Below are 24,949 nucleotides of genomic sequence, written 5' to 3'. Positions count from 1 at the left end.
ATGGTTCGCCGGCGAAGGAGACGTGCATGTCCGAGGTCGTCCGCACAACCTTCACCACCTGCCCCTATTGCGGCACCGGTTGCGGTGTGAAGGCGGAGACGCATGCCGACGGGCGGGTGACGATCTCCGGCGATCCGGATCATCCGGCGAATTTCGGCCGGCTGTGCGTCAAGGGCTCGGCGCTGGCCGAGACGTTGATCCACGACGGCCGCCTCACCCATCCCTCGATCGGTGGCGAGCGGGTGAGCTGGGACGCGGCGCTCGATCTCGTCGCCGAACGCTTCGGCGCCGCGATCCGCGACCACGGCCCGGATTCGGTGGCGCTCTACGTGTCGGGCCAGATCCTCACCGAGGACTATTACGTCGCCAACAAGCTGATGAAGGGCTACGTCGGCTCGGCCAACATCGACACCAATTCGCGCCTGTGCATGGCCTCCTCGGTCGCCGGCCACAAGCGCGCCTTCGGCACCGACACGGTGCCGCAGACCTACGAGGACCTGGAGACCGCCGATCTCGTCGTGCTGGTCGGCTCCAACCTCGCCTGGTGCCATCCGATCCTGTTCCAGCGCCTCGCGGCGGCCAAGACCGCGCGCCCGGGGATGAAGGTGGTGGTGCTCGACCCGCGGCGCACCGCGACGAGCGAGATCGCCGATCTGCATCTCGGGCTCGACTCGGGCACCGACGTCGCCCTCTTCGCCGGTCTGCTGCGCCATCTGGAGCGTGCCGACGCCCGCGACGGTCGTTTCGTCGCCGCGCACACCTCGGGGCTCGAGGCGGCGCTCGAGGCTGCGGCTCCCTTCGACGATCCGGCCGAGGTGGCGCGCGTCACCGGGCTCGCGGAGACCGACGTCGTCGCCTTCTTCGACCTCTTCGGCGCGACCGAGAAGGTGCTCACCGTCTACAGCCAGGGGGTCAACCAGTCGTCGGCCGGCACCGACAAGGTCAACGCCATCCTCAACTGCCATCTCTTCACCGGCCGGATCGGCCGGGAGGGCTGCGGGCCGTTCTCGGTCACCGGCCAGCCCAACGCCATGGGCGGGCGCGAGGTCGGCGGGCTCGCCAACCAGCTCGCGGCGCATCTGGAACTGGCCGATCCGAGCCACCGCGAACTCGTCCGCGAGTTCTGGGCCTCGCCGACGGTCACGGCGACGCCGGGACACAAGGCGGTCGATCTCTTCGACGCGGTCGCCGACGGGCGCGTCAAGGCGCTGTGGATCATGGCGACCAACCCGGTCGACAGCCTTCCCGACGCCGATCGGGTCAAGGCCGCCATCCGCGCCTGTCCTTTCGTCGTCGTCTCCGAGGTGATGGCCTCGACCGACACCGCCGAGCTCGGCCATGTCCTGCTGCCGGCGCTCGCCTGGGGCGAGAAGGACGGCACGGTCACCAATTCGGAACGGCGAGTCTCGCGCCAGCGCGGCTTCATGGCGCCGGTCGGCGAGGCCAAGCCCGACTGGTGGGCGCTCGCCGAAGTGGGCAAGCGGCTCGGCTGGGAAGCGGCCTTCGACTTCGACGGCGCGGCGGCGGTCTTCCGCGAGCATGCCGCGCTGTCCGGTCACCGCCCCGAGGTCGCGCGCGACTTCGACATCTCCGCCTTCGCCGACGTCTCCGACGCCGGCTTCGACGCGCTGGCGCCGTTCCAGTGGCCGCGCCGCCGCGGTGAGGCGGTGCCCAACGCCGGCAAGCGCTTCTTCGCCGACGGCCGCTTCTTCACGCCGGACGGTCGTGGTCGGATGATCGCCACGCCCTATCGGCCGCCGATGAGCCGCCTCACCGCCGAGACGCCCTATCGGCTCAACACCGGCCGCATCCGCGACCAGTGGCACACGATGACCCGCACCGGCGTCGCCTCGACCCTGTCGAGCCACATCGCCGAGCCTTTCGTCGAGATCGCTCCCACCGACGCCGCAGCGCTCGGCATCGGCGCCGCCGATCTCGTCCGAGTGATGAACGGCCGGGCCGAGGTGGTGGTCCGGGCGTTGATCACCGACCGGCAGCGGCCGGGATCGGTCTTCGTGCCGATCCACTGGACCGATCGTTTCGCCTCCGGGGCGCGAGTCGACGCGCTGGTGGCGCCGGAGACCGATCCGGTCTCGGGACAGCCGGAATCGAAGGCGACGACGGTGGCGATGCAGCGTTGGGCCGCAGCCTGGTACGGCTTCGCGCTCACCCGCCGACCGCCGGCGACGATCGATGCCGACTATTGGGCGCGCGCCCGCATCGTCGGCGGCGAGCGGATCGAACTCGCCGGATTGGACGCACCGGCCGACTGGAGCGCCTTCGCCGCGAACCTCTTCGGCGCGGGGGCCGAACTCGCCAGCGTCGCCGATGCGCGCGGCGGTCGGTTGCGCATCGCGGCGATCCGCGACGGCGAGGTGGTCGGCCTCATCTTCGTCGCACCGGCGCCGGTCGAGGCGTCGCGCGACTGGCTGGTGGCGCGGTTCGAGGCGGGGGGCGTCGCGGGGCGCGAGGCCACCGCACTCCTCGCCGGGCGGCCGGGGAGCGCGGTGGAGGATCCCGGCCGGCGCGTCTGCTCATGCTACGGCGTCGGCGTCAACCAGATCCGCAAGGCGATCGCCGGCGGTTGCCGCAGTGTCGCGGCGATCGGCGAGAAACTGCGCGCCGGCACCAATTGCGGCTCCTGCCGTCCCGAGATCGCGCGGCTGATCGCCGAGGAGGAGCGCCCGGCGACCCCGGTCGCCGCCGAATGACGACCGCCGACCGCACCACCCGAGGGACTTGCTCACCATGTCCGTCCCGCCCATGATGCGCTGCGATATAGACGGGGCGAGCGGTGGCCGACACTTCCCTCACCATTCTGGTGATCGACGAGAACCCGACGCGGGCGACCATCCTCGAGGACGGGTTGCGCGAGGCCGGGCTCGTCGACGTGGTGCGGCTGGACACCACCCACGAACTGCTCAAACGGATCTTCGAGATCGATCCGGACGTCATCCTGATCGATCTCGCCAGTCCGTCGCGCGACGTGCTCGAGCAGATGTTCCAGGTGTCGCGGACGGTGAAACGGCCGGTCGCCATGTTCGTCGACCAGTCGGACTCGGCGATGATCGAATCGGCGGTCGACGCCGGGGTCTCGGCCTACATCGTCGACGGGCTGCGCAAGGAACGGGTGAAGTCGATCCTCGACATGACCGTGTCGCGCTTCAACGCCTTCGACCGGCTGACCCGCGAGTTGCAGCAGGCGCGCGACGAATTGGCGGATCGCAAACTGGTCGAGCGCGCCAAGGGCATCCTGATGAAGTCGCGTGGCATCTCCGAGGAGGAGGCCTATGGCATGCTGCGGCGCACCGCGATGAACGAGAAGGTCAAGCTCGCGGACATCGCCCGCAGCGTCGTCACCGCGGCGCAGTTGCTCGGATGAGAGGGGAGGAGCCGAGATGACGAAGACGACGGCGGCCCCGATCGGCTCGGAACGTGGCGAAGGCCGGCTGAGACTCGGCTTCATGCCGCTGGTCGATTGCGCACCTCTGGTGGTGGCGCGCGACCTCGGATTCGCGGCGGAGGAAGGGCTCGACCTCGAGCTGGTGCGCGAAACCTCCTGGGCCAACATCCGCGACCGGCTGGTGCTCGGCCATTTCGACGCCGCCCACATGCTGGCGCCGATGCCGATCGCGGCGCGGCTCGGCCTCGGTCACCTGCAGGCGCCGGTGATCGCCCCCTTCGTGCTCGATCAGGGCGGCAATTCGATCGCCGTCACCACGGCGCTGTGGCGCGAGGGCGGCGACTGGGGGGGCTTCGGCGATCCGCTCGCCTCCGGCCGCACCCTCGCCCGCCTCGTCGCCGAACGGGCGCAGGCCGGCCGCGAGCAACTGACCTTCGCCTCGGTCCACCCGTTCTCCTGCCATCACCATCAGTTGCGCCACTGGATGGCGGCGGCCGGGGTCGATCCCGATACCGACGTGCGCCTGACCGTGGTGCCGCCGCCCCACATGGTGGCGGCGATGGAGGCGGGCGAGGTGGACGGCATCTGCGTCGGTGCGCCGTGGACCAGCCGGGCGGTCGATTCCGGTGTCGGCCACATCGTGCTGCCGACGGCGGTGCTGTGGCCGTCGACGCCGGAGAAGGTGCTCGGCCTGCGCGCCGACCTCGCCGAGCGACGCGGCGACGAGATCGAGGCGCTGCTTCGGTCCCTCGACCGGGCCGCAGCCTGGAGCGAAGCGCCGGAGAACCGCGAACGCCTCGCCGAACTGCTGGCGCGCGACGAGATCGTCGGCGTTCCCGCGGCGATCGTCATGCGCTCGCTGACCGGCCGGTTGCAGATCGAACGCGGCGGCGCGCCGGTGTCGGTGCCGGGCTTCCTGCGCTTCCACGGCGAAGGGGTCAACGGGCCGATCACCCGGCCACGGCCGACCGACGGCCTGTGGTTCGCGGCGCAGATGCTGCGCTGGCATCAGACCGACGACGCCGAGGCGGCCTTCGCCGCGGCGCGCGAGGCCTTCGCCTCCGATCGCTGGGACCGCGCCATCGGCCGGCCGAGCCGGGTCGACGACACGCTGCGCACCTTCGACGGCCCGCTCTTCGACGGCGGCGACCCGGAGAAGTGGTTGCGCACCGAAGGCTGGACCGGCGCGCGTCACGTCTGATCGCGGCCTCCTCGTCGATCGCTTCGGCGGCTCACGCCGCCGCACGCGCCACGCGTCGAGCGACGTGGCCGCGAACCGGGCGCGACGTCCGGCTTCGTTCGCCTCTTGCCTCTCCCCCTCGTGCCGGTCACGTTGCGTCGGAAGCGCGAACGGGGCGGATGCGATGGCACGACGGGTCGGGGTGATCGGAACGGGACTGATGGGGCTCGGGGTGGCGACGCGGCTCGTGGCGCGCGGCCACGCGGTCCATACGCGCGACATCCGACCGGAAGCAGACGCGGCGGCGCGAGCCGCGGGCGCCACCATCCATCCGAACCCGGCCTCGGTGGCGCGGGCCGTCGAGGTGGTGATCACCCTGGTGGTCGACGCGGCGCAGACCGACGAGGTGTTGTTCGGGGCGGACGGCGTCGTCGCCGGGATGGCGCCGGGGGGCGTGGTGATCGTCGCTTCGACGATCGCGCCGAAGGACGCCGCCGACTTCGGTCGACGTCTCGCCGCCGCCGGACTCCGGCCGCTCGACGCGCCGGTGTCGGGCGGTCCGGCCAAGGCGCACGAGGGGACGATGTCGATGATGATCGGCGGCGACCCGGCGCTCGTCGCGGAGTTCGCCGACCTCTTCGCCGACATGGCGGGCCGCACCTTCCATATCGGCGAGACCGTCGGCGACGGCTCCAAGGTGAAGATCGTCAACAACATGCTGGCGGCGGTCAATCTCGTCGCGGCGGGCGAGGCGATGGCGCTGGCCGAGCGCATGGGGCTCGATCGGCGCACCGTCTTCGACGTCGTCCAGGCGAGTTCGGGGGCGAGTTTCGTCTTCGGCACGCGTATGGAGCGGGTGGTGGCCGACGATCCGACCGTCCACGCCGCCGCCCACATCCTGACCAAGGACGTCGGCCTCGCCTGCGCCGCGGCGAAGGAGGCAGGGAGCCCGGCGCCGCTCGCCGGCCTCGCCGAGGAGGTCTTCCGCGCCACCCTCGCCATGGGGCTCGGCGCACGCGACGACGGTGCGGTGATCGAATGGTTCCGCGCCGGCGGCCCCCCGTCGGTCTGAGGCGGGCCGGCGAGGGGTTCGGCCGGTTCGACCCGGTCGCGGCGCGGATCCGCCTATGTGTTCTCGGGAACATGACCGGGGCGCACGATCGGCCTAAGCTCGGTACCGGGGAAGGGATGCGCCGCCCGTCGCCCGGGCGTGCGCGAGCCATCGGAGCGCCGACATGACCGACACCGACCATCCGATCCTCAGATTCCACGGGGCGGCCGGCACGGTGACCGGCTCCTGCCAGATGATCGAGGTCGAGGGGACCCGCATCCTCGTCGACTGCGGCCTCTTCCAAGGGTCGAAGACCGAGAAGGAGCTGAACTACCGCCCCTTCCCCTTCGATCCGAGCCGGATCGACGCCGTGGTGCTGACCCATGCCCACATCGATCATTCCGGACTGGTGCCGCGACTGGTGCGCGAGGGCTACGACGGACCGGTGTGGGCGACGGCGCCGACCGCCGATCTCTGTTCGGTGATGCTGCCGGATTCCGGCCACATCCAAGAGATCGAGGTGGCGCAGCTCAACCGCCGCAACTCTCGGCGCGGGCGGGACGAGGTGACGCCGATCTACACGGCGGAAGACGCGGTCGCGGCGATGGCGCGGTTCCGGCCGATCCCCTATCGCAGCTGGCAACGGATCGCCGAGGGCGTGCGCATCCGCTTCTGGAACGCCGGTCACCTCCTCGGCTCGGCCTCGGTGGAGATGGAGATCGCGCGGGACGAGAAGCCGCTGCGGCTGCTGTTCTCCGGCGACATCGGCCCGGACGACAAGCTGCTGCAATACGACCCGGTGGCGCCGAAGGACTGGGATCACGTGATCTGCGAATCGACCTACGGCGACGTCGACCGCGAAGGGGTGAACGACACCCGCCGTCGCGGCGCGCTCAGGGCCGAGGTGAAGGCGGCCCACCGGCCGGACGGGGTGTTGCTGATCCCCTCCTTCGCCGTCGAAAGAACGCAGGAGTTACTCGCCGATCTCGTCCTGCTGATGGAGAGCGGCGAGATCCCCTCGGCACCGATCTTCATCGACTCGCCGCTCGCCAGCCGGGCGACGCGGGTCTTCGCCGACCACGTCGGCGAGCTCGAGAACGGCGACCTGCTGGTCAGCGCGCTGTCGGCGAAGAACGTGCGATTCACCGAGTCGGTGGAACAGTCGAAGGCGCTCGACAATCACCACGGCTTCCACATCGTCATCGCCGCCAGCGGCATGTGCGAGGCCGGACGCATCCGCCATCGGCTGAAGAACTGGCTGTGGCGGGAGGAGGCGACGGTGCTGCTGGTCGGCTTCCAGGCGGCCGGCACGCTCGGGCGCATCCTCGAGGAGGGGGCGAGCACGGTGCGCATCCAGGGCGACGAGATCGCCGTGCGGGCGCGCATCCGCAAACTCGACCTCTACAGCGGCCATGCCGACGGACCGGAACTGGCGGAGTGGGTGCACCACCGCCTGCCGATCGCCCGTGAGGTCTTCCTCGTTCACGGCGAGGCGGAGGCGCTGGCCGGATTGGCCGGACGGCTCGCCGCCTTCCTGCCGGCGGAGCGGTTGATCACGCCGACGCTCGACGGCGCCTTCCACCTGACGCCGGACGGCGCTCGGCCGATCGCGGTGACGACCGCGGCGATGCCGCGCATCGATCCGGCGTGGGCCGGGCGGCGCGACTGGCACAACGACTATCAGTCGCTGCTGCTCGATCTTCAGGAGGCGCTCGCCGGCGCCGCCGACGATCGGGCGCGCGGGGTGGTGCTGCGGCGTGTCCGACGGGCGCTGAACGAGAATTGAGGTCACCGGCGCGACCTCGGCCCACGCGTCTCGTCGTGTCCGTGGTGATGGCGTGGTATCAAGGAGGCGATGCTCGATACCGCCGCCTCACGCCCCACTCCCGATCGATCGGAAACGAAACCGCGGCCGCGTTTCGTCGGCCTGTCGCGACGCATCTACCTCTTCTTCCTGTTGGTGGCGGTGATCCCGACCGGCGTCGCCGGCCTCATCGGCATCTGGCAGTCGCAAGTGGCGCTGAAGCAGGAGACCCTGCGCAACCTCGACCAGGAGGTGGCGGTGCGCGCCGCCGGCGTCGGACGCTTCTTCGACCAGTTCGCCTCGGAGCTGCTCAATCTCGCCGCCTCGCGCTCGCTCACCGAGCTGGTCGAAGCACGACGGCGCGGCGAGGCCGGCGAGATCGATCGCGCCGTCCTCCAATTGGAGAAGGACTACACCGTCCTCGCCCGCTACTACCCGCACTTCTATTACATCCGCTACATCGGCCTCGACGGCCGCGAGATGATGCGGGTCAAACGCCGGGGCGACCGTGTCTTCACCATCCCGCACGACCAGCTCCAGGACAAATCCGAGCGCTACTATTTCCACGATGCGCTGAAATACGCCCCGGGTGAGATCTACATCTCGCCGATGGACCTCAACATCGAATACGGCCGGATCGAACAACCGGAGCAACCGGTGGTGCGTCTGGCGACGCCGATCGCCGATGCGGACGGCAAGGTCGCCGGCCTGCTGGTCGCCAACCTCCATGCGGCGGTGTTGCTCGAGCAGTTGCAGGAGATGGCGGAGGCGCGCGCCGGCACCGCCTATCTGATCGACCGCTCGGGGACCTATCTGGCGCGCTCGGCGGAGAAGCCGGCGGCGAGGGGCGACGGCGACGAAGCCGAACCGGCGTTCCGCATGCTGCCGATCGACAGCCTCGTCGCTCACTGGGACCGCGACACCGTCGATGCGATCCTCTCCACCGACACCGGCAACCGTTCGGTCGCCGGTCTGCTCGTCACCCATGCGACGGTGGTGATCCCGCTCGGGGCGGCGGGGGCCGACAAGATCCGGCGAGGGCAGTGGCTGATCGCCATGGAGGTGCCGGAGCGGGACCTGTTCTTCGCCGTCACCAGCCTCTACGGGCTCTACGCGGTGCTGCTCGCCAGCCTGCTGGTCACCGCGGCCGGCGGCTACGCGCTGTCGCGCCACCTGCTCGGGCCGCTCGATCGCCTCACCCGCCAGGCCCGGGCGCTGACGGTCGGCGACTTCTCGCGGCGCGTCGAGATCGGCGGACGCGACGAGATCGCCGAACTCGGGGCGCAGTTCAACCGCATGGCGGAAAAGTTGCAGGTGATGTTGGGATCGCTCGCCGCACAGCGCGACCGGCTCGAGGACGACGTGCGGGCACGCACCCGCGATCTCGATCACGAACGCGCCTTCCTGGCGGCGGTCATCGAGAACAGCGCCGACGGCATCCTCGCCGTCGACGAACAGGGCCGTATCACGCTGGCCAATCCGGCGGCGCTGCGGCTGTTGGGGATCGAGGGCGAGGCGATCGGCCAGACGGTGGTGCACTATTGCGCCGGTTGGCCGGCGACGGCGCAGGCGGTGGCGGACGACGGCGAGGTGCGGCGGGTCATGACCATCGGCGAGCGCATCTTCGCGCTGGCGGTCCGCTCGCTCGACGCCGGCGACGGCTTCATCGTGCTGTTGCGCGACGTCAGCGAGGAACGGCGGCTCGAGGACGAACGCCGCGAACTCGACCATCAGATGTTCCAGACGGAGAAGCTGACCACCCTCGGCGAATTGGCGATGGGCCTCGCCCACGAGATCGGCAATCCGCTCGCCGGCATGAAGGCGGTCGCCCAGTCGTTGCAGCACCACCGCGAGATGACGCCGGGGCCGCGGGTGGTCCTGGCGCGGCTCGAGGCGGAGGTCGATCGGCTCACGCGCTTCCTGCAGACCTTCCACGGCTTCGCCGCGCCACAGGCCTGTCGGCCGGAGCCCTGCCGGCTCGCCGGGGTGCTCGAGGACGTGCTGTTCTGGACGGGCAAGGAGGCGCGCAGCCACGGCGTGGCGATCGCGGTGGACGGCGTCGAGAGCCTGCCGCCGCTCCATGCCGATCCGCAGCAGATGAAGCAGTTGCTGCTCAATCTGGTGATCAACGCGGTGCGCGCCATGCCGGACGGCGGGCGGCTGACGATCGCGGCGGAGGCGAGCGGCGACGGCCGCGTGCGCGTCGACGTCGCCGACACCGGCCGGGGCATCGCCGCGGAGGTGCTGCCGCGCATCTTCGAACCGTTCTTCACCACCCGCCCCGACGGCTCCGGCCTCGGCCTCGCCATCGTCCGCAAGATCGTCGACGAGCACGGCGCCCGCATCTCGGTCGCGAGCGAGCCGGGCGTCGGCACCACCTTCACCCTCCTGTGGCCGGTCGCCGCGACCGGCGAACGTGACCCGGACGCATGACCGACCATCTCCTCATCGTCGAAGACGACACGACCCTGCGCCTGACCGTCGGCGAATTCCTCGCCGATCAGGGCTACCGGGTGGCGGCCGCCGCCGATGCGGCGGAAGCGCTGGCGCTGGTGAAGACGGCGAGCTTCCGGCTCATCCTTCTCGACCTGCGCCTGCCCGACATGCACGGGCTCGACCTCTTGCCGAAGCTGCAGGAGCACGATCCGGACGCGCTGATCGTCACCATGACCGCCTATCCGGAGGTGCGCACCGCGGTGGCGGCGCTGAAGGCCGGCGCCTACGACTATCTCAACAAGCCGTTCGATCTCGACGACATGCTGGAGCTGGTGCGCCGGGCGCTGGAGACGCGCAAACTGCGCCACGAGGTGGCCTGGCGGCGGGCCCAGTCGGCGCCGCCGCGATCGAGCGAGATCGTCGGCGAGAGCGAGGCCTTCGTCGGGCTCGTCGACATGACGCGACGGGTGGCGACGGCTGGCCGCGTACCGGTGTTGATCCGCGGCGAATCCGGGTCGGGCAAGGAGCTGGTGGCGCGGTCGATCCACGATCTTTCGAGCCGGGCGAACGGACCTTGGGTGACGCTCAACTGCGCGGCGCTGCCCGAGGGGTTGCTCGAGTCCGAGCTCTTCGGCCACGAGCGCGGCGCCTTCACCGACGCGCGGCAGACCAAGAAGGGCCTGCTCGAGCTCGCCGACGGCGGCGTGCTCTTTCTCGACGAGATCGGCGATCTGTCGCCGACGTTGCAACCGAAGCTGTTGCGGGTGCTCGAGACCTCGAGCTTCCGGCGCATCGGCGGCCACAAGGAGCTGACCAGCGACGTCCGCTTCGTCGCCGCCACCCATCGCGACCTCGTCGCGATGGTCAAGGAGGGGCGGTTCCGCGAGGATCTCTACTACCGGCTCAACGTCGCGGCGATCGACGTGCCTCCCCTGCGGGCGCGGCGCGCCGACATCCTGCCGCTCGCGCGGCATTTCCTCGCTCGCGCCGCGGCGGCGATGGATCGCCCCGGCCCGACGCTGACGGCGGAGACGCGGCCGATGCTCGAGCACTACGACTGGCCGGGCAACGTCCGTGAGCTGCGCAACGTCATGGAGCGCGCCGCCATCCTCGCCGATGCCGGGCTCATCACCGCGGCGCAACTGCCGCCGGAAGTGTCGCGCGCAGTGGCGGCGACCACCGACTACACGGTGCTGGCGCGCGACGACGGAACGCCGGTGAGCCTCGCCGAGGCCGAGGTCGCTCATGTGCGTGCGGTCGTCACATGGTGCGGCGGCAACAAGACGCGCGCCGCCGAGGTGCTCGACATCAGCCGCATGACCCTTCGCGCCAAGCTGGCGGGCGCCGGCGAAGCGGCGACGGAGGATTGAGCCCGCGCCGCGGGGTGGGGATCCGGCGGCAAGAAATTGGCCGGACGGCGGGACCGCGGCGGCCAGATTCCAGCCGGCACCGCGTCCGGCACCCCATCCCATCTCCTTGATGTTTCTCGCCGTTTCCCCTTGGTACGGCTCTTGCCATCTCTTCTTCGGAAGGCGACGCACCTCTCGCGGCGCCGCAAGAGCCGAGCCCCGAGGGGGCGGGAGGCAGTGATGAGAAACATGCTGACGCGGCAATGGTCCTTCTTCTGGGCCGGCGTCGCCTTCGGAGTGGCGCAGATCATCTACATGGTGGCGCTGTGGGCTCATTCCGCCAAGCCGGGCAAGCTCGGCACACTGACGCCGATCACCGTCACCTCGGACCTCGGGGCGATGTTCCGGTCGATGGAGGTCGGATTCTATCATCTCTTCGCGCTGCCCGACTTCCAGCTCTACGGCAAGGCCAACGAGTTCGGTCAGTCGATGTCCGGCGGCGCCTTCGCGCCCGGCGTCGGCTGGCAGATCCTCGGCATGATTCTCGGCGGCCTGATCGTCGCGTTGCTCGAGAAGGAGAGCCGCACCTGGGTGAAGTATTCCGCCCGCGTGCTGTGGGTCGCCTTCTTCGGCGGCGCGCTGTTCTCCTACGGCACGCGTCTGGCCGGCGGCTGCACGCTCAACCACCTGCTCGGCGGCATGCCGCTGATGAGCGTCCATTCCTTCGTCACCGTGCTGTTCATGGCGATCGGCGGCGCCCTGGGCTTCGTCGTGATGGAGAAGCTGAACCTCGCCAAGTACTTCAAGCATCAGGAGACCAGGTCCTATTGCGAGGCCAACCGTGGCGACGCCGGTGAGACGGTCTGCTACGACCCGGCCTATCGTCCGACGCGGCGGCCGATCTTCTGGGTGGCGCTCACCTTCGTCCTCGCCTTCATCGGCTTCTCGGTCTACGGCGGCCTCGTCGATCCCGAGTGGATGCAGCATCTCGACAAGAAGGGCGCCCTGGCACCGGTCGGCAAGTCGATCGCCAGCGTCGGTCTCGCCTATGCGGCGATCACCCTGATCGCCGGCGTGATCGCGGGCTTCGGTCTGTCGAAGAGCGGGTTCGGCACCGAATGCGCGCTGGTCTCCCTGGAAGTCGCCGGCGCCATGCGCAAGGACGACGGCAAGTTCGCGCGTATGGGCGTTCCGCGCATCACCCGCACGCTGATGCGCGGCTATCTGCCGATCATCGGCGTCACCGCCTCGTGGGTGCTGGTCTCCGGCTTCGTCTGGCTGATGTGGGTCACCGGCGTCGCCAAGCCCGGCTTCGAGAGCGGCCTCAAGGAACAGCTGACCCTCGGCAACGTGTTCGGCGGCCTCCTGATCGGCTTCGGCGCGGTGCTGCTGATCGGCTGCGAAATCCGCTCCTACATGCGGGTCGGCCTCGGCTACCTCAACACCTGGATCGGCATGATCGGCTTCGCCGTCGGCTACCTGCCGTTCACGATGAACTACAAGGCCCACATGACCTTCCTCGAGAGCAACCGCTGGGTCGAGACCTACAAGATCTACCAGCTGGTGTTCCCGGACAACGTCGCGATGCAGCAGGCGATGCTCGGCGCGTGGGTGCTGGTGCTCGCCGGCTTCCTGTGGGCGCTGATCCGCATGGGCAGCCGCAACACCGGCGCGGCCGAGGCCGAGATCCTCAACCTGTCGACCGAAGATCTGCAGCTCGAGCTCGACGCCCAGGCCAAGTCCGGCCGCGGTCCGGTCGCCCAGGTCGGCGCCCCCGCCCCGGTGCCGGCGACGGCCCTCGGACTGGCGACCGCCTGATCGGCGCGCCGCTCCGCCCCGCCCTCCCGCGCCCTTCGGTGCGGGAGGGTTCTTCTTTTTTCACGACCCGCTCAGCTCAACAGCCGCGCCAGCACCGGCGCGAGGAGCGGCGTGACCACCGCGTTGAGGCCCATGGCGACGCCGGCGAAGACACCGGCCACCGGATGGACGGCGAAGGCGCGGGCGGTGCCGATGCCGTGCGAGGCGAGGCCGACGGCGAAGCCGGTCGCGGCGGGATCACGGATGCGAAGCGCGTTCATCAGCGGCGTCACCACCATGGCGCCGAGGATGCCGGTCATGATCACCAGCGCCGCGGTCAGCGCCGGGATGCCGCCGAGGCCCTCGCTCACCGCCATGGCGACCGCGGCCGTCACCGACTTCGGGGCGAGCGAGGCGACCACCGCCGGCGAGGCGCCGAGCAGCGCCGCGGTGCCGATCGCCGAGACGATGGCGACGACGGAGCCGACCAGGAGAGCACCGAGCATCGGCAGGACGTTGCGGACGACGAGGGTGCGATTGCGCCACAGCGGCACGGCCAGCGCCACGGTCGCCGGCCCGAGCAGGAAATGGACGAACTGGGCGCCGTCGAAATAGCGGCGGTAGTCGGTGCCGGTGGTGGCGAGCAGCAGGGCGACGACGACGATGGCGATCGCCACCGGGTTGACCAGCGGATGACGTCCGCTCGCAGCGGCGAGACGCTCGGCGAGGAGCCAGGCGAGGAGCGTCACGGTCAGCCAGAACAGCGGGCTCGCCGAGAGATAGACCCAGAGAGCGAAGGGGGTCACGGGCCGGCCTCCTCGTCGGTCGCGCCGATCAGGCGGCGGATGGCGAGGAAGGTGGCGACGGTCGCCGCCAGGGTGAGAACCGTCGAGACCACCAGAGCGACGACGATCGCCACCCCCTCGGCGCCGATCAGGCCGAAATACTGGACGACGCCGACGCCGGCCGGCACGAACAGCAGGGCGAGGGCGGCGAGGAGCCCATCGGCGACGCGGCCGAGGGGGGAAGTCTCGGCGACGGCGCGATCGTCGCCATTGTGGCGGCGGGCGACGGCGAGGCCGGCGACGAGCAGCACAAGGCCGACCACCGGGCCGGGCAGCGGCAGGCCGAGGCCGCGCACCGTGACCTCGCCGAGAAGCTGACAGAGAAGAAGGATGGCGAAGCCGGCCACCATGACGAGGCACTCCCGAAGCGACGGTCCCGAAACGCGGCGGCGGGCGCGACATCGCCGCGCCCGCCGTTCGTCATCGTCGAGGTTGCCCGAAAGAGACGGGCCGGTCGAGACCGGCGAGCCCCTCGTGGGGTCGGCGCGTCACTTCGCCTTGGCCGGGTCCTTGACGTTCGGGATCGTCTCGAACTCGATGTTGTAATAGTGACCGTCCTTCTTCTCGACCTTGCGGATGTAGATGTTCTGGACGATGTCACGGGTCTCGGGATCGATCGACACCGGTCCGCGCGGGCTCTCCCAGGCGAGACCCTTCATGGCGTCGACCAGGGCCTGACCGCCGGCGCCCTTGGTCTTCTTCAGACCCTCGTAGAGGACGTGCATGCCGTCGTAGCCACCGACCGCCATGAAGTTGGGACGCAGACCCGGGTTGGCCTTCTCGAAGGCGGCGGTGAAGGCCTTGTTCTTCTCGCTCGGATGGGCACCCGAGTAGAAGTGCGCGGTGACGGTGCCGAGGGCGACGTCGCCGATGCGATCGAGCAGTTCGTCGTCGGTGAGGTCGCCGGTGGCGATGAGACGGATACCCGACTTGTCGAGGCCGCGCTCGACGAACTGCTTCATGAACTGGGCGCCGACGCCCGACGGCACGAAGACCAGCACGGCGTCCGGCTTGGCGTCGGCGGCGCGCTGCAGGAAGGGCGAGAAGTCGGGGTTCTGCAGCGGCACGCGCATGTTCTCGACGGTGCCGCCACCCTCCTTGAAGGTCTGGGAGAACCACTTCTCGACGTCGTGGCCGGGGCCGTAGTCGGTGACGATGGTGACGACCTTCTTCATGCCCTGCTTGGCGGCCCAGGTCCCGAAGGGACCGGCGATCTGCGGCACCACCTGCGAGGAGCGGACGATGAAGGGCGAACGCTCGGTGATGATCGAGGTGGCGGCGGCCATCACCACCATCGGGGTCTGCCCCTGGGTGGCGACCGGCGCGGCGGCCAACGCCAGCGGGGTGAGGCCGAAGCCGGCGACGGCGGTGACGTGATCGTTGACGATCATCTCCTGCACGAGGCGCTTGGTGACGTCGGGAACGCCGCCGTCGTCCTTGATGACGAGCTCGACCTTGCGACCGGCGACCGAGGCGCCGGCTTCCTTGTTGTAGAGCTCGGCGGCGGCGACGATCTCCTTGCCGGTCGAGGTGAAGGGGCCGGTCAGCGGCAGAACCAGGCCGATCTTGATCGGATCTTCGGCGCGCACCGGAGCGAAGGAGGCGGAGAGCGCCAGCGCGGCGACGCCGGCGGCGAGAAGATTGCGGCGGTTCATGACTTCCTCCCTTGTCGTTGTCTTCGTCGTCTTCGTTGTCTTGGTCGTCACCCGAGGACGGCGGCCGTCGCCGGGGGGACGGGTCTCACGCGGCTTCCGGCGGATCGCGCCGCGGGGCCGGGGATACGGTCATCGGATCGATCCGATGGGCCTGGAACGTCGATGCGAGCGCGAAGATCTCGATGCTCTCGACGATGCCCGCCCGAGCGTAGGGGTCGGCCTCGGCGAAAGCCAGCGCCGTTTCCCGATCCGGGGCTTCGAGAATGCCGAAATTACCGATGGCGGCGACCGCGTCGTCGAGGGTGAGAGCCGAGCCGATCAGTACCTTGACCCGCCCACCGTGGCCGGAGGCGACGTGGGCGCGGTGGGCGTCGCGCATCTCGGCGCGGCGCTCCTCCTGACCGGTCCGGTGGCGGCAGACCATCAACCAGTACATGGGTCGCATCCTCCTCGGTCGGCGGTTTCATCGAAAGGTGACGCCGTAACGATCATGATCCCGTCCCCGCTGCGGGCGCGGCGAAGCCGAAGAAATCGACGAGCGCGGCGGCGACCGCCTGCGGCCGCTCGGCGGGCGAGAAATGACCGGCATCCTCGATCACCGCGAGGCGGGCGCCGGGGATGGTCTCGGCCAGTTCCCGGTTCTGGGCGAGTGGGCTCCAGCGGTCCTGGCGGCCGACGACCACCAGGGTCGGGCAGCGGACGGTGGAAAGCACCGGCCGGGCGTCGGGACGGCCGAGGAGGGCGCGGATCTGGCCGGCGAAGATCGCCGGGGTCATGCGCTCGACCATCGCCGTGATCGGCTCGACCAGGGTCGGATCGGTCTCGCGGTCGGGATGGACCATCGGCGGCAGCCAGCGGGCGGCGAGCGCCCGCATGCCCTCGCGATGGGCGAGGTCGACCAGTTCCATCCGGCCGGCGGCCTCGCCGTCACGCGCCGGGGTGGCGCCGGTGTCCATCAGCACCAGCCGTTCGACCCGCTCCGGGGCGATGCGCAGGGCTTCGAGCGCCGCGCGCCCGCCCATGGAGAAGCCGACGAGCGAGACCGGTCCGTCGAAGACGGCGAGCGCCTTCGCCGCCATCGCCTCGATCGTGTCGCAGTCGGTGAAATCGGCGACCGCCACGTCGGCATGGGGGGCGAGCGCCGCCGTCTGGCCGGCGAAGACCTCGGCGTCGCACAGAAGGCCGGGCAGGAAGACGATCCTCGGACGCAACGATTTCTCCTTCGAAAGAGCGGACGGCCGAGGGTGGCCCCGGCCGTCCGTCTCGGTCCGCGTCGGTAAGTGGCGGGAGACGATCCGTCGCGTCCGTGACGGGATCAGACCGCGAAGCCGGAGATGAAACAAGTGACGAGTTCTCTTCGACCGATGCATCCAATGCATCAATCCGCCGGTCTCTCGGCCTCGCCGCGGAAGCACGCGACGACGAGTTCGAGCAGCGCCTTGCCGGGGGAGGACAGCGGCAGGCCGCGTTTGGTGACGATGCCGAGGGTGCGGCTGACCGAGGGACCGCGGATCGGCAGCGCGAGAAGATCCCCATCGCCGTCGTCGATCGCCAGACGGGGCACCACGGCGAGGGCGATGCGCTGGCGCACCAAGCCCATGGCGGAGGCGAGGTGGCTCACCTCGTAACGCCAGAACATCGCCTCGCGCCGACTGCCGAGCGCTTCGTCGAGGATCGCCCGGTTGGCGGTCTGCGACGAGATGCGGACGAGCGGCTGGCCCTCGAAGTCGCTCCAGCTGACATGCGGCCGCATCGCCAGCGGATGGTCGCGGGCGCAGGCCAGCACGTAGGGCTCCTTCAAGAGCGGGCGTACCTCGAGATCCCAGCGGCCGGCGGAGACGACGGTGATGCCGAATTCGGCCTCTCCCTTCTGCACCCGGTCGGCGATCTCCTGGGCGGAGGCGTCATGGACGAGGACGCGGATCGTCGGGTGGGCGGCGGAGAAGGCCTCGAGCGCCGGCGGCAGATGGCTGGTGGCGATGGTCGGCAGGCAGCCGATCGCCAGCCGTTCCTGCCGCTCCCGCCCCTGATTGCGCAGCGCCTCGTAGCCGGCGGAGATCTCGTCGAGCATGCGCCGCGCCTTGGGCAGAAGCTCGACGCCGGCCGGCGTCAGCGCCACCCGCCGGGTGGTGCGGGTGAAGAGTTCGACGCCGAGATCGTCCTCGAGCTTGCGCATGCGGTGGGAGAGCGCCGTCTGCGACAGGTTGAGGTGGGCGGCGGCACCGTGGAAGCTGCCGCGCTCGGCGATGGCGAGGAAGGCCTCGATACCCAGGAAATCGATGCGCATGTCGCCCCCGAGGCGTGGTTTCGGCGGTGGGCGAAGGATGTACGAGATGCCGCGAACCGCCCGACCGATCGATCTGATGCACGAATGAGCGAGAAGGCAAGTCGTCGGCCGCGCGCCGCGGCGATTCCGTCGAGCGGCGGCGACGTGCTAGATCTGCGCGCGACACATCGTTCACTGCGGCGAGACGGCTGCCGGCGCGGCCGGGTCGGGAGGGCACATGGTCACGGTCGATCTCAATTCCGATCTCGGCGAGGGTTTCGGCAACTGGTCGTGCGGCGACGATGCGGCGATGCTGAAGATCGTCACCACCGCCAACGTCGCCTGCGGCTTCCACGCCGGCGATCCCGACGTCATGGCCCGCACCTTCGCGCTCGCCCGGGAGAACGGCGTCGCCGTCGGGGCGCATCCCGGCTACCCCGACCTGCAGGGCTTCGGCCGGCGACCGATGCGGATGAGCGAGGCCGAGATCGAACGGATGGTGGCCTATCAGATCGGCGCGGCGGCCGGCATGGCGGCCTTCGCCGGCCATCGCCTCACCCACGTCAAAGCGCACGGGGCGCTGGCCAACGCCGCCGCGGCGGAAGCCGGCATCGCCGCCGCAGTGGCGCGCGCGGTACGGGCGATCGATCGCGATCTCGTCTATCTCGCCATCGCCTGTTCGGAGCAGATCCGCGCCGGCGAAGCGGCCGGGCTCGTCACCGTCGCCGAGATCTTCGCCGATCGCGGTTACGACGAGGCGGGTCAGCTCGTCCGTCGTGGCCTTCCCGGCGCGATGATCGACGATCCGGAGGAAGCGGCGGCGCGGGCCCTCACCATGGTCGAAGAAGGGGCGATCATCACCGTCTCGGGCCGGCGCCTGCCGACCGCGATCGGCTCGATCTGTGTCCACGGCGACAGCGCCCACGCGGTCGCCGCCGCCGGGCGGCTGAAGGAACGCCTGCTCGCCGCCGGCGTCGCCGTCGCGCCCTTCGCCGGGGCGTGAGCGATGGTGCCGCTGCGCTTCCTCGACAGTGGCGAATGCATGCTGGTGGTCGAGTTCGGCTCGACCATCGACGCGGCGCTGAACGAGCGCGTCCTCGCCCTCGACGCGGCGCTGGCGCGAGCGGCGATCCCCGGGGTCGTCGAGACCACGCCGACCTTCCGCTCGCTCGCGGTGATCTACGAACCGCTCGTCATCGATCGCGCCCGGCTCGTCGCACGCATCGTCGAACTCGAAACGGAAGCCGAGACGACGAGCCGGCCGGCGCGGACCTGGACCTTCCCCTGCTGCTACGACGCGCCGCACGGCGAAGATCTCGCCGAGGTGGCGGCGCGGCTGTCGATCACGCCCGAGCGGCTGGTCGATCTGCACACCGGCCGGGCGTTGCGCGTCCACATGTACGGGTTCTCGCCCGGCTTCGCCTATCTCGGCGGTCTCGCGCCGGAGCTCGCCGCCTCGCGCCGGCCCCATCCGCGTCAGCCCCATCCGGCCGACGCGGTGATGATCGCCGGCGGTATGTCGGCGATCGCACCGCTGCCGATGCCGACCGGATGGTGGGTGATCGGGCGGACGCCGGAGAAGGTCTTCTCGCCGATGCGCGATCCGGCGTTCCTGGTGGCGGTCGGCGACGAGATCCGCTTCGAGGCGATCGACGCGTCGAGTTTCGCGGCACTCGAGGCTCGGGCGGCGGCCGGCGAGCCGGTGGCGCGGGTGGAGGCGACGCGATGACGGCGCGGCTCGTGGTTCTCGCCGCCGGCCCCGGCGTGACCCTTCAGGATTCCGGCCGGCGCGGCTTCTCGCGCTGGGGCGTCACCGGCTGCGGCCCGATGGATCCGAACGCTTTCCGGCTGGCGAACCGCGCCCTCGGCAACGACATCGAAGCTGCGGCGATCGAGATCTCGGCGGCGGGCCTCGAGGTCACGGCGGAGGGCGGATCGCTCGATCTGGCGGTCGTCGGCAGGGCGTTCGACATCCGGCTCGACGATCGGCGTCTGCCGAGCGCGGTGGCGCTGCGGCTCGAGCCGGGCGTGCGTCTCACGGTGCGGGCCGGGGCGAGCGGTGCCTGGTGCCACCTTTCGGTCGCCGGCGCGATCGACGTGCCGCCGGTCCTGGGCTCGCGCGCCACCCACACCCGTTCCGGCCTCGGCGGGCTCCACGGCCGCGGCCTCGAGGCGGGCGACCGGTTGGCGATCCTCGGACCGCGCCGGGTGATCGAGACGGTCTCGGCGATCGACGCCGAGGCACTCGGCGAGAATCGTGGGCCGATCCGTGTCGTCCTCGGCCCGCAGGACGATCACTTCGCCGCCGATCAGATCGACGCCTTCCTCGGACGCGACTGGCGGCTGTCACCGCGCTCCGACCGCATGGCCTATTCCCTCGAGGGCGAGCCGCTCACCCACGCGCACGGCCACGACATCGTCTCCGACGCCGTCGCCCACGGGGCGATCCAGGTGCCGGGATCGGGACTGCCCTTCGTGCTGATGGCCGATCGCCAGCCGACCGGCGGCTATCCGAAGATCGCCACGGTGATCGGTGCCGATCTCGGCCGCATGGCGCAGATTCGGCCGGGGGAGAACGTGCGCTTTCGCGCGGTCACGCTCGACGAGGCGGTGGCGGCGCGACGGCGGATGGAGGAAGGCCTCGCCCGGCCGGTGCGGCTCACCCCCGTGGTGCGCAAGACGTTCACCGCGGCCGATCTCCTCGGCCTCAACCTCGTCTCCGGCATGGTCGATGCTCAGGCGCCGCACCGCGGCGAGCGTACCGACGGCGAGTGAGCGGCGAGGATCGCCGCGCGGCCTCGTCTCAGCGCGGCTGGGCCTGCTGCGGCGGTGCCGCGAACGGTGGCGCGCCCGGCCAATTGTTGCCGCCCCAGCCGAAGGGAACGAAATTGTTGAGCATGCCCATCGCCGGGCCGAAACTGCGGTCGAGATTGGCGGTCGAATGCTGGATCAGGCCGACGGTCGAGGCCATGTGGGCGACCGAGCGGTCGATCGAGGCGACGTTCTGGTTCATCGCCACGAGGCTGTCGCGCAGATCCGAGATGTTGGAGCGCATGTTGGCGACGCTCGCCTCCATGGCGTTCATGTTGCGGCCCATGGCGACCATCTCCTGCGCCATGATGCTCGTCTGCAGCACCATCTGGTGGGTGTCGTGGGTGAGTTTGTAGACGAGGAAGAAGCCGTAGGCCGCGAGCAGGATGGAGATGGCGAGGACGCCCGCGACCACCAACTTGAGCGATCGCATCGCCGCGGCGGCGCGGTCGAGATAGGCGACGTATTCCGGAGGATGGTATTCCGACGCCTGATAGATCTGGGCCGGGTAATCCTTCTCGAGATCGGGCTTCGGTGCGGTCTTGGTGGCGGCCATCTCAGGTCTTTCGGTTGCGGCCGCGACGCGGCTCGACGATGGCCTGGGCGAGGGCCTGGAACTCTTCGCTCGCCTTGGACTTCGGCTCCAGTTCGAACACCGCCGAACCTTCGCTGAGCGAACGACAGAATGCGATGCGCCGGCCGAGACGGGCGGGCAGAACGGCGACGGAGGCGAGCATGCCGGAGATCGCCTCGAGCGCCACCACGGCTTCACGCGTCTCGCGCGACGCGGCGCCGGCATCGGCGCGGTTGACGAAGAGACGGATGGCGCAGTGGTCGGGCCGTTCGCGGTCGATGATCTTGAGATAGCGCTGGGTCGCCCAGATGTCGGCCTGTCCCGGCATCACCGGCACGAGGACGAGATCGGCGTAGCCGACCGCCTCCAACATGCCGGCCATGTCGGCGGCACCGACATCGACCAGCGTCCAACTTCCGGCGCCGAAGGAGGGAAGATCGGTGCTGTCGAGCGGCGGCTCGAGGAACGGTTCCCAACCGAGTTCGTTGCGCACGGCGACGAGGTCGGACAGCGTCTTCTGCGGGTCGAGGTCGACGAGACGAACGGGATGGCCCTGGCCGGCGAGCCACACCGCGAGGTTGAACACCACGGTGCTCTTACCCGACCCGCCCTTGAGGTTGCCGACGACGACGAAGCGACTACCGTCGGTCTTCGGCGAAGCGGCGACGGAGGCCGGCGCCGACTTCTTCGCTTTCTCCGGCGCCTTCTTGCCGTTCTTGTCCGGCCGTTTCTCGGTCTTGTTCTTCGACGCCTTGGCAGCGCACATGTCGCCTGCCTCCCCGGACCCACACCACGACAACCTACTTCATCCGCGCCCGGACCGCATCATTCACTTCTTGGTGCCGGCTGCGGCGAGACGTCTGGCGAGATCGTCGGCGAGGGCTCCGTCGCCCTTGCGGATCGCCGCCTCGAGCGGAACCGCATCGGCGATGCGACCGGCGTCGATCAACACCGAGGCGGCGCCGTGATAGGAGCGGGCGGCGTCCTGGAGGCGGCCGGCCGCCCAGTAGACGTTGCCGAGTTCACCGCGCACCGCCGCGTCCTTCGGCTGGCGAGCGATGAGATCCTCGTAGGCGCGGATCGCAGCGGTCACGTCGCCGCGGGCATGAGCGGCGCGCGCCACGGCGAGAAGATCGGAGCCGACGTCCGGCGCGGCGGCCGGTGGCGCGGCGGGTGCGGGCGCCGGCTTGGCGGGCGCGGCCGGAACAGAAGCAGCGGGCGCCGGCGGCGCAGCCGCCACCACCGGCTTGGGAGCCGGGGCCGCGACGGGTGCCGGCGCCGTCACCGGCCGAGCGGCGGGCGAGGGTGCGGCGGACCATCCGGCCGGCGCACCCGAGACGGTGCTCTCCGCCCAGGCCCACAACCGGTCGAAACCCTGGGTCCCGACGGAAACGCCCGAATCGATCATCCGACCGAGCCCACCCATGGAGGGCGCGGCCCAGACGCCGAGTGCGAAGAAGACGGCGGCGTAGAACAGGCGCGTGAAGATCCGGGCGAGCATGCGGCACACCTCGTGGTACGGACATCGCTACAAGGAGAGAGGAGAGGCGGGCGAAGGAACGGCCGTCTCCCCTCGACGTTTCGGATCACCAGCCGAAGCCGCGACCGCCCCAGGGACTGCCGCCCCAAGGACCGCCGACGCCACCGGGGAAACCGCCCATCGGGCTGCCGGGGAAGCCGCCGGGATAGGCGCCCCACGGACCGCCCAGACCGCCCGGATAGCCCCCCCAGGGACCGCCCAGACCGCCGGGATATCCACCCCAGGGGCCACCGCCCCACGGGTTGCTCCAGCCGTTGCCCAACCCGTTGCCCCAACCACTGAGATCGGTGGAGAAATTGAAGTTGGTGCGGCCGAAGCCTCGGCCCCAGGGATTGAGCCCCAGACCGTAGGGAGAGCCCCAGCCGGGACCTCCCCAACCGCCGGGATAGCCGCCCCACGGACCTCCGCCCCAGGGGCCGCCACCCCACGGGCTGCCGCCCCACCACTGAGCTTGAGCGGCGGCGGGAACCATGAGTGCGGTCGCGAGAGTGGCGGCAGCCAGAAGAGTCCTGATGCCTTTCATCGCGTTCCTCCATCGAGGGGGGCGAAGGCGGAACCGAACGGTCCCGCCTCACCCGGCCTCCGATCGCCGGAATGGCCCGCCGACCCGAGATCGAACGCCGAGGCGATCGATCCCGGTCCGGCGATGCGGGTGGCTATCACCACCAGCCGGGACCCCAGCTGCCCGGGCCCCAGCCGCGACGGCCGTAGTTGTTGCCCCAGCCGTCGCCCCAGCCGTTCATGTCGGTGTCGGCATCGCCACCGAAGGAGAAGTTGCCGCGCATGTTGCCGCGACCGGTGCCGCGACCATAGCCGCGGCCGGTGCCGTAGCCCGAGCCGTAGCCGTCATACGGGCCGTAGCCGTAGCCCGGGCCGTAGCCGTAGCCCGGGTAGCCACCATAGTACGGCGGCGGCGGGGGCGGCGGCGGGGGAGCCCAGCCCGGAGCCGGAGCGGCGGTCTTGCCGTCGGCCGACGGAGCCGGCTGAGCCCACGGCGGAGCGCCCCAGCCCGGAGGCGGCGGCGGGGTCTGGGCGCCCGGAGCCGGGGCGGCGTAGGGGCCGGCCGGCGGCGGGGCAGCGGGGTTCTCGGCGGCGACGGCCGCTTCGGCCAGCCCGCCCAGGAGCACGACGAGTGCGATCTTTCCGATGGTACGCATGGGTTTTTCCTCTCAGGCCTCCCAAGTCGGCGGGCCGCGGTTGCGACCTACCAGAGCGGTGAGCGAACGCCCGCGCGTTCGCGCCACCAGTTCCATGTCTGCGCATTGGTCCAGCCCGAGAGGGGCGTCGACCAGGGCACATACATGAAAGGCGTACTCAGACCCGCTTGGTCGTACGGGTCCGTGGTGTTGTTCATCTGACCGAAGGTCCAGAGCTGGGTCTGCCCGACGGGCAGGTGAGCATCACGGGTCATCGGCAGGAAAGCGTCGGGCGACATCAGCAGCGCCGGCGGCAAGGTGGCGATGCCCGGTGCGTCGAGCGGCGACGGCGGCATGCCTTCCGGCCCGCCGTAGTGCGGCGCGACGGGGCCGCATCCCCAGCAGTTGCCCGACTGTTGCGGCGGAACCGCATAGGGACCGACCGCGTAGGAGCCCTGCGAGGCACCGTTGGTGTTGCCCGAGGTCAGTTCGCCCCACGTCGCGGCCGCAGCCGGATGAACGAAGGAGACGATGGTCGACGCGAGGACCGCAGCGTAGATCCGGGATCTCATGTGTCCTCTCCTCCTCAGGTCAGATCGGTCTTGATTTGGATGCCGCGGCGCTGGCGAGACGGCTTGGGCCGACCACCGGAGCGCGTCGCGGGAGCGGGAGCCGGCGCCGGGGCCGCCTCGGGCGCCTTCGCCGGAGCACGGCGCGGCCGCGAGGTGGCCGGAGCCGCAGGCATCGGCGTTTCGGCCGGCGCTTCCGTCACCACCGGAGCCGGGGCCGGAGCCTCGGACGCCTTGGCGAGACGCGGCGGGCGACCAGACGGCACGGCCGGCGCTTCCGTCACCACCGGGGCCGGGGCCGGAGCCTCGGACGCCTTGGCGAGGCGCGGCGGGCGACCCGACGGCGCGGACGGCGCTTCCGTCACCACCGGGGCCGGGGCCGGGGCCTCCGACGCCTTGGCGAGGCGCGGCGGGCGACCCGACGGCGCGGACGGCGCTTCCGTCACCACCGGGGCCGGGGCCGGGGCCTCCGACGCCTTGGCGAGGCGCGGCGGGCGACCCGACGGCGCGGACGGCGCTTCCGTCACCACCGG

Annotated in this window: 23 protein-coding genes and 1 pseudogene; 11 read left to right on the top strand and 13 right to left on the bottom strand. The window is 70.6% G+C overall.

Going from position 1 to position 24,949, the window contains the following annotated elements; all coding sequences use genetic code 11:
* Positions 1-26 precede the first annotated feature (26 nt).
* From V7Q42_RS08160 to V7Q42_RS08125, 8 genes are all read left to right on the top strand, one after another.
* On the top strand, positions 27-2,711 hold the full coding sequence (locus V7Q42_RS08160; RefSeq protein ID WP_333823466.1) for a nitrate reductase: 2,685 nt from the start codon (positions 27-29) through the stop codon (positions 2,709-2,711).
* A gap of 83 nt (positions 2,712-2,794) precedes the next feature.
* Complete coding sequence (locus V7Q42_RS08155) at positions 2,795-3,382, top strand: ANTAR domain-containing response regulator (protein ID WP_333823465.1); 588 nt, start codon at positions 2,795-2,797, stop codon at positions 3,380-3,382.
* Positions 3,383-3,398: 16 nt separating this feature from the next.
* A complete protein-coding gene (locus V7Q42_RS08150; protein WP_333823464.1) occupies positions 3,399-4,604 on the top strand; it encodes a CmpA/NrtA family ABC transporter substrate-binding protein in 1,206 nt (401 codons plus the stop codon).
* Between the two features lie 163 nt (positions 4,605-4,767).
* Positions 4,768-5,655, top strand: coding sequence for an NAD(P)-dependent oxidoreductase (locus tag V7Q42_RS08145; RefSeq protein ID WP_333823463.1), 888 nt, complete (start codon positions 4,768-4,770; stop codon positions 5,653-5,655).
* A 163-nt stretch (positions 5,656-5,818) separates the two neighbouring features.
* Positions 5,819-7,420, top strand: coding sequence for an MBL fold metallo-hydrolase (locus tag V7Q42_RS08140; RefSeq protein ID WP_333823462.1), 1,602 nt, complete (start codon positions 5,819-5,821; stop codon positions 7,418-7,420).
* Between the two features lie 69 nt (positions 7,421-7,489).
* Complete coding sequence (locus V7Q42_RS08135; protein ID WP_333823461.1) at positions 7,490-9,871, top strand: ATP-binding protein; 2,382 nt, start codon at positions 7,490-7,492, stop codon at positions 9,869-9,871.
* Entirely contained in the window at positions 9,868-11,244 is a 1,377-nt protein-coding gene (locus V7Q42_RS08130) for a sigma-54-dependent transcriptional regulator (RefSeq protein WP_333823459.1), read from the top strand. Before V7Q42_RS08135 ends, V7Q42_RS08130 begins: the two co-directional genes overlap by 4 nt.
* A 36-nt stretch (positions 11,245-11,280) precedes the next feature.
* On the top strand, positions 11,281-13,041 hold the full coding sequence (locus tag V7Q42_RS08125) for a YeeE/YedE thiosulfate transporter family protein (protein WP_333823458.1): 1,761 nt from the start codon (positions 11,281-11,283) through the stop codon (positions 13,039-13,041).
* A gap of 71 nt (positions 13,042-13,112) precedes the next feature.
* Here V7Q42_RS08125 and V7Q42_RS08120 read toward each other — a convergent pair whose 3' ends face one another.
* The 6 genes from V7Q42_RS08120 to V7Q42_RS08095 all read right to left on the bottom strand — a co-directional run bounded on the left by V7Q42_RS08120 (position 13,113) and on the right by V7Q42_RS08095 (position 17,807).
* Positions 13,113-13,826, bottom strand: coding sequence for an LrgB family protein (locus V7Q42_RS08120; RefSeq protein ID WP_333823457.1), 714 nt, complete (start codon positions 13,824-13,826; stop codon positions 13,113-13,115).
* Positions 13,823-14,215, bottom strand: a complete 393-nt coding sequence (locus V7Q42_RS08115) for a CidA/LrgA family protein (protein WP_333823456.1) — start codon at positions 14,213-14,215, stop codon at positions 13,823-13,825. The genes V7Q42_RS08120 and V7Q42_RS08115 overlap by 4 nt, the downstream gene beginning before the upstream one ends.
* A 138-nt stretch (positions 14,216-14,353) precedes the next feature.
* Positions 14,354-15,520: an ABC transporter substrate-binding protein gene (locus tag V7Q42_RS08110; protein ID WP_333823455.1), complete on the bottom strand. Its 1,167-nt coding sequence runs from the start codon at positions 15,518-15,520 to the stop codon at positions 14,354-14,356.
* A gap of 85 nt (positions 15,521-15,605) precedes the next feature.
* On the bottom strand, positions 15,606-15,956 hold the full coding sequence (locus V7Q42_RS08105; RefSeq protein ID WP_333823454.1) for a YciI family protein: 351 nt from the start codon (positions 15,954-15,956) through the stop codon (positions 15,606-15,608).
* Between the two features lie 52 nt (positions 15,957-16,008).
* Entirely contained in the window at positions 16,009-16,731 is a 723-nt protein-coding gene (locus V7Q42_RS08100) for an alpha/beta fold hydrolase (protein ID WP_333823453.1), read from the bottom strand.
* A gap of 167 nt (positions 16,732-16,898) precedes the next feature.
* Positions 16,899-17,807, bottom strand: a complete 909-nt coding sequence (locus V7Q42_RS08095) for a LysR family transcriptional regulator (protein ID WP_333823451.1) — start codon at positions 17,805-17,807, stop codon at positions 16,899-16,901.
* Positions 17,808-18,024: 217 nt separating this feature from the next.
* Between V7Q42_RS08095 and V7Q42_RS08090 the strand changes: the two genes are divergently transcribed.
* The 3 genes from V7Q42_RS08090 to V7Q42_RS08080 are packed head-to-tail and all read left to right on the top strand — an operon-like array spanning position 18,025 to position 20,561.
* Positions 18,025-18,789: a LamB/YcsF family protein gene (locus tag V7Q42_RS08090; RefSeq protein WP_333823450.1), complete on the top strand. Its 765-nt coding sequence runs from the start codon at positions 18,025-18,027 to the stop codon at positions 18,787-18,789.
* A 3-nt stretch (positions 18,790-18,792) separates the two neighbouring features.
* The gene (locus V7Q42_RS08085; RefSeq protein ID WP_333823449.1) at positions 18,793-19,515 is read left to right on the top strand and encodes a 5-oxoprolinase subunit B family protein; all 723 of its coding nucleotides are present in this window, start codon (positions 18,793-18,795) and stop codon (positions 19,513-19,515) included.
* Positions 19,512-20,561: a biotin-dependent carboxyltransferase family protein gene (locus V7Q42_RS08080; RefSeq protein WP_333823448.1), complete on the top strand. Its 1,050-nt coding sequence runs from the start codon at positions 19,512-19,514 to the stop codon at positions 20,559-20,561. The genes V7Q42_RS08085 and V7Q42_RS08080 overlap by 4 nt, the downstream gene beginning before the upstream one ends.
* Before the next feature lie 28 nt (positions 20,562-20,589).
* Here V7Q42_RS08080 and V7Q42_RS08075 read toward each other — a convergent pair whose 3' ends face one another.
* From V7Q42_RS08075 to V7Q42_RS08045, 7 genes and pseudogenes are all read right to left on the bottom strand, one after another.
* On the bottom strand, positions 20,590-21,153 hold the full coding sequence (locus tag V7Q42_RS08075) for a hypothetical protein (protein WP_333823446.1): 564 nt from the start codon (positions 21,151-21,153) through the stop codon (positions 20,590-20,592).
* Between the two features lies 1 nt (position 21,154).
* Positions 21,155-21,937, bottom strand: a complete 783-nt coding sequence (locus V7Q42_RS08070; RefSeq protein ID WP_333823445.1) for a nucleotide-binding protein — start codon at positions 21,935-21,937, stop codon at positions 21,155-21,157.
* A 63-nt stretch (positions 21,938-22,000) separates the two neighbouring features.
* The gene (locus V7Q42_RS08065) at positions 22,001-22,672 is read right to left on the bottom strand and encodes a tetratricopeptide repeat protein (RefSeq protein ID WP_333823443.1); all 672 of its coding nucleotides are present in this window, start codon (positions 22,670-22,672) and stop codon (positions 22,001-22,003) included.
* An 85-nt stretch (positions 22,673-22,757) separates the two neighbouring features.
* Complete coding sequence (locus V7Q42_RS08060) at positions 22,758-23,234, bottom strand: hypothetical protein (RefSeq protein WP_333823442.1); 477 nt, start codon at positions 23,232-23,234, stop codon at positions 22,758-22,760.
* Between the two features lie 136 nt (positions 23,235-23,370).
* The gene (locus tag V7Q42_RS08055) at positions 23,371-23,868 is read right to left on the bottom strand and encodes a hypothetical protein (protein ID WP_333823440.1); all 498 of its coding nucleotides are present in this window, start codon (positions 23,866-23,868) and stop codon (positions 23,371-23,373) included.
* A gap of 47 nt (positions 23,869-23,915) precedes the next feature.
* The gene (locus V7Q42_RS08050) at positions 23,916-24,419 is read right to left on the bottom strand and encodes a hypothetical protein (protein ID WP_333823438.1); all 504 of its coding nucleotides are present in this window, start codon (positions 24,417-24,419) and stop codon (positions 23,916-23,918) included.
* Between the two features lie 14 nt (positions 24,420-24,433).
* Positions 24,434-24,949 (bottom strand): annotated as a pseudogene (locus tag V7Q42_RS08045) (hypothetical protein); the annotation flags it as partial.

Origin of the sequence: Pinisolibacter sp. (genome assembly GCF_036782435.1) — a bacterium.
Taxonomy (GTDB): domain Bacteria; phylum Pseudomonadota; class Alphaproteobacteria; order Rhizobiales; family Ancalomicrobiaceae; genus CALBKH01.
Note: the sequence above shows the minus strand (reverse complement) of the source record. Positions and strands in the feature narration are given on the sequence as shown.

Excerpts from the sequence above, each read along its gene's own strand:
- V7Q42_RS08115 (WP_333823456.1), bottom strand. The coding sequence starts at position 14,215 with ATGGTGGCCGGCTTCGCCATCCTTCTTCTCTGTCAGCTTCTCGGCGAG.
- V7Q42_RS08060 (WP_333823442.1), bottom strand. The coding sequence starts at position 23,234 with ATGAAAGGCATCAGGACTCTTCTGGCTGCCGCCACTCTCGCGACCGCA.
- V7Q42_RS08085 (WP_333823449.1), top strand. The coding sequence starts at position 18,793 with ATGGTGCCGCTGCGCTTCCTCGACAGTGGCGAATGCATGCTGGTGGTC.
- V7Q42_RS08065 (WP_333823443.1), bottom strand. The coding sequence starts at position 22,672 with ATGCTCGCCCGGATCTTCACGCGCCTGTTCTACGCCGCCGTCTTCTTC.
- V7Q42_RS08055 (WP_333823440.1), bottom strand. The coding sequence starts at position 23,868 with ATGCGTACCATCGGAAAGATCGCACTCGTCGTGCTCCTGGGCGGGCTG.
- V7Q42_RS08110 (WP_333823455.1), bottom strand. The coding sequence starts at position 15,520 with ATGAACCGCCGCAATCTTCTCGCCGCCGGCGTCGCCGCGCTGGCGCTC.
- V7Q42_RS08150 (WP_333823464.1), top strand. The coding sequence starts at position 3,399 with ATGACGAAGACGACGGCGGCCCCGATCGGCTCGGAACGTGGCGAAGGC.
- V7Q42_RS08090 (WP_333823450.1), top strand. The coding sequence starts at position 18,025 with ATGGTCACGGTCGATCTCAATTCCGATCTCGGCGAGGGTTTCGGCAAC.
- V7Q42_RS08105 (WP_333823454.1), bottom strand. The coding sequence starts at position 15,956 with ATGTACTGGTTGATGGTCTGCCGCCACCGGACCGGTCAGGAGGAGCGC.
- V7Q42_RS08095 (WP_333823451.1), bottom strand. The coding sequence starts at position 17,807 with ATGCGCATCGATTTCCTGGGTATCGAGGCCTTCCTCGCCATCGCCGAG.
- V7Q42_RS08080 (WP_333823448.1), top strand. The coding sequence starts at position 19,512 with ATGACGGCGCGGCTCGTGGTTCTCGCCGCCGGCCCCGGCGTGACCCTT.
- V7Q42_RS08160 (WP_333823466.1), top strand. The coding sequence starts at position 27 with ATGTCCGAGGTCGTCCGCACAACCTTCACCACCTGCCCCTATTGCGGC.
- V7Q42_RS08070 (WP_333823445.1), bottom strand. The coding sequence starts at position 21,937 with ATGTGCGCTGCCAAGGCGTCGAAGAACAAGACCGAGAAACGGCCGGAC.
- V7Q42_RS08050 (WP_333823438.1), bottom strand. The coding sequence starts at position 24,419 with ATGAGATCCCGGATCTACGCTGCGGTCCTCGCGTCGACCATCGTCTCC.
- V7Q42_RS08145 (WP_333823463.1), top strand. The coding sequence starts at position 4,768 with ATGGCACGACGGGTCGGGGTGATCGGAACGGGACTGATGGGGCTCGGG.
- V7Q42_RS08140 (WP_333823462.1), top strand. The coding sequence starts at position 5,819 with ATGACCGACACCGACCATCCGATCCTCAGATTCCACGGGGCGGCCGGC.
- V7Q42_RS08135 (WP_333823461.1), top strand. The coding sequence starts at position 7,490 with ATGCTCGATACCGCCGCCTCACGCCCCACTCCCGATCGATCGGAAACG.
- V7Q42_RS08075 (WP_333823446.1), bottom strand. The coding sequence starts at position 21,153 with ATGGCCGCCACCAAGACCGCACCGAAGCCCGATCTCGAGAAGGATTAC.
- V7Q42_RS08130 (WP_333823459.1), top strand. The coding sequence starts at position 9,868 with ATGACCGACCATCTCCTCATCGTCGAAGACGACACGACCCTGCGCCTG.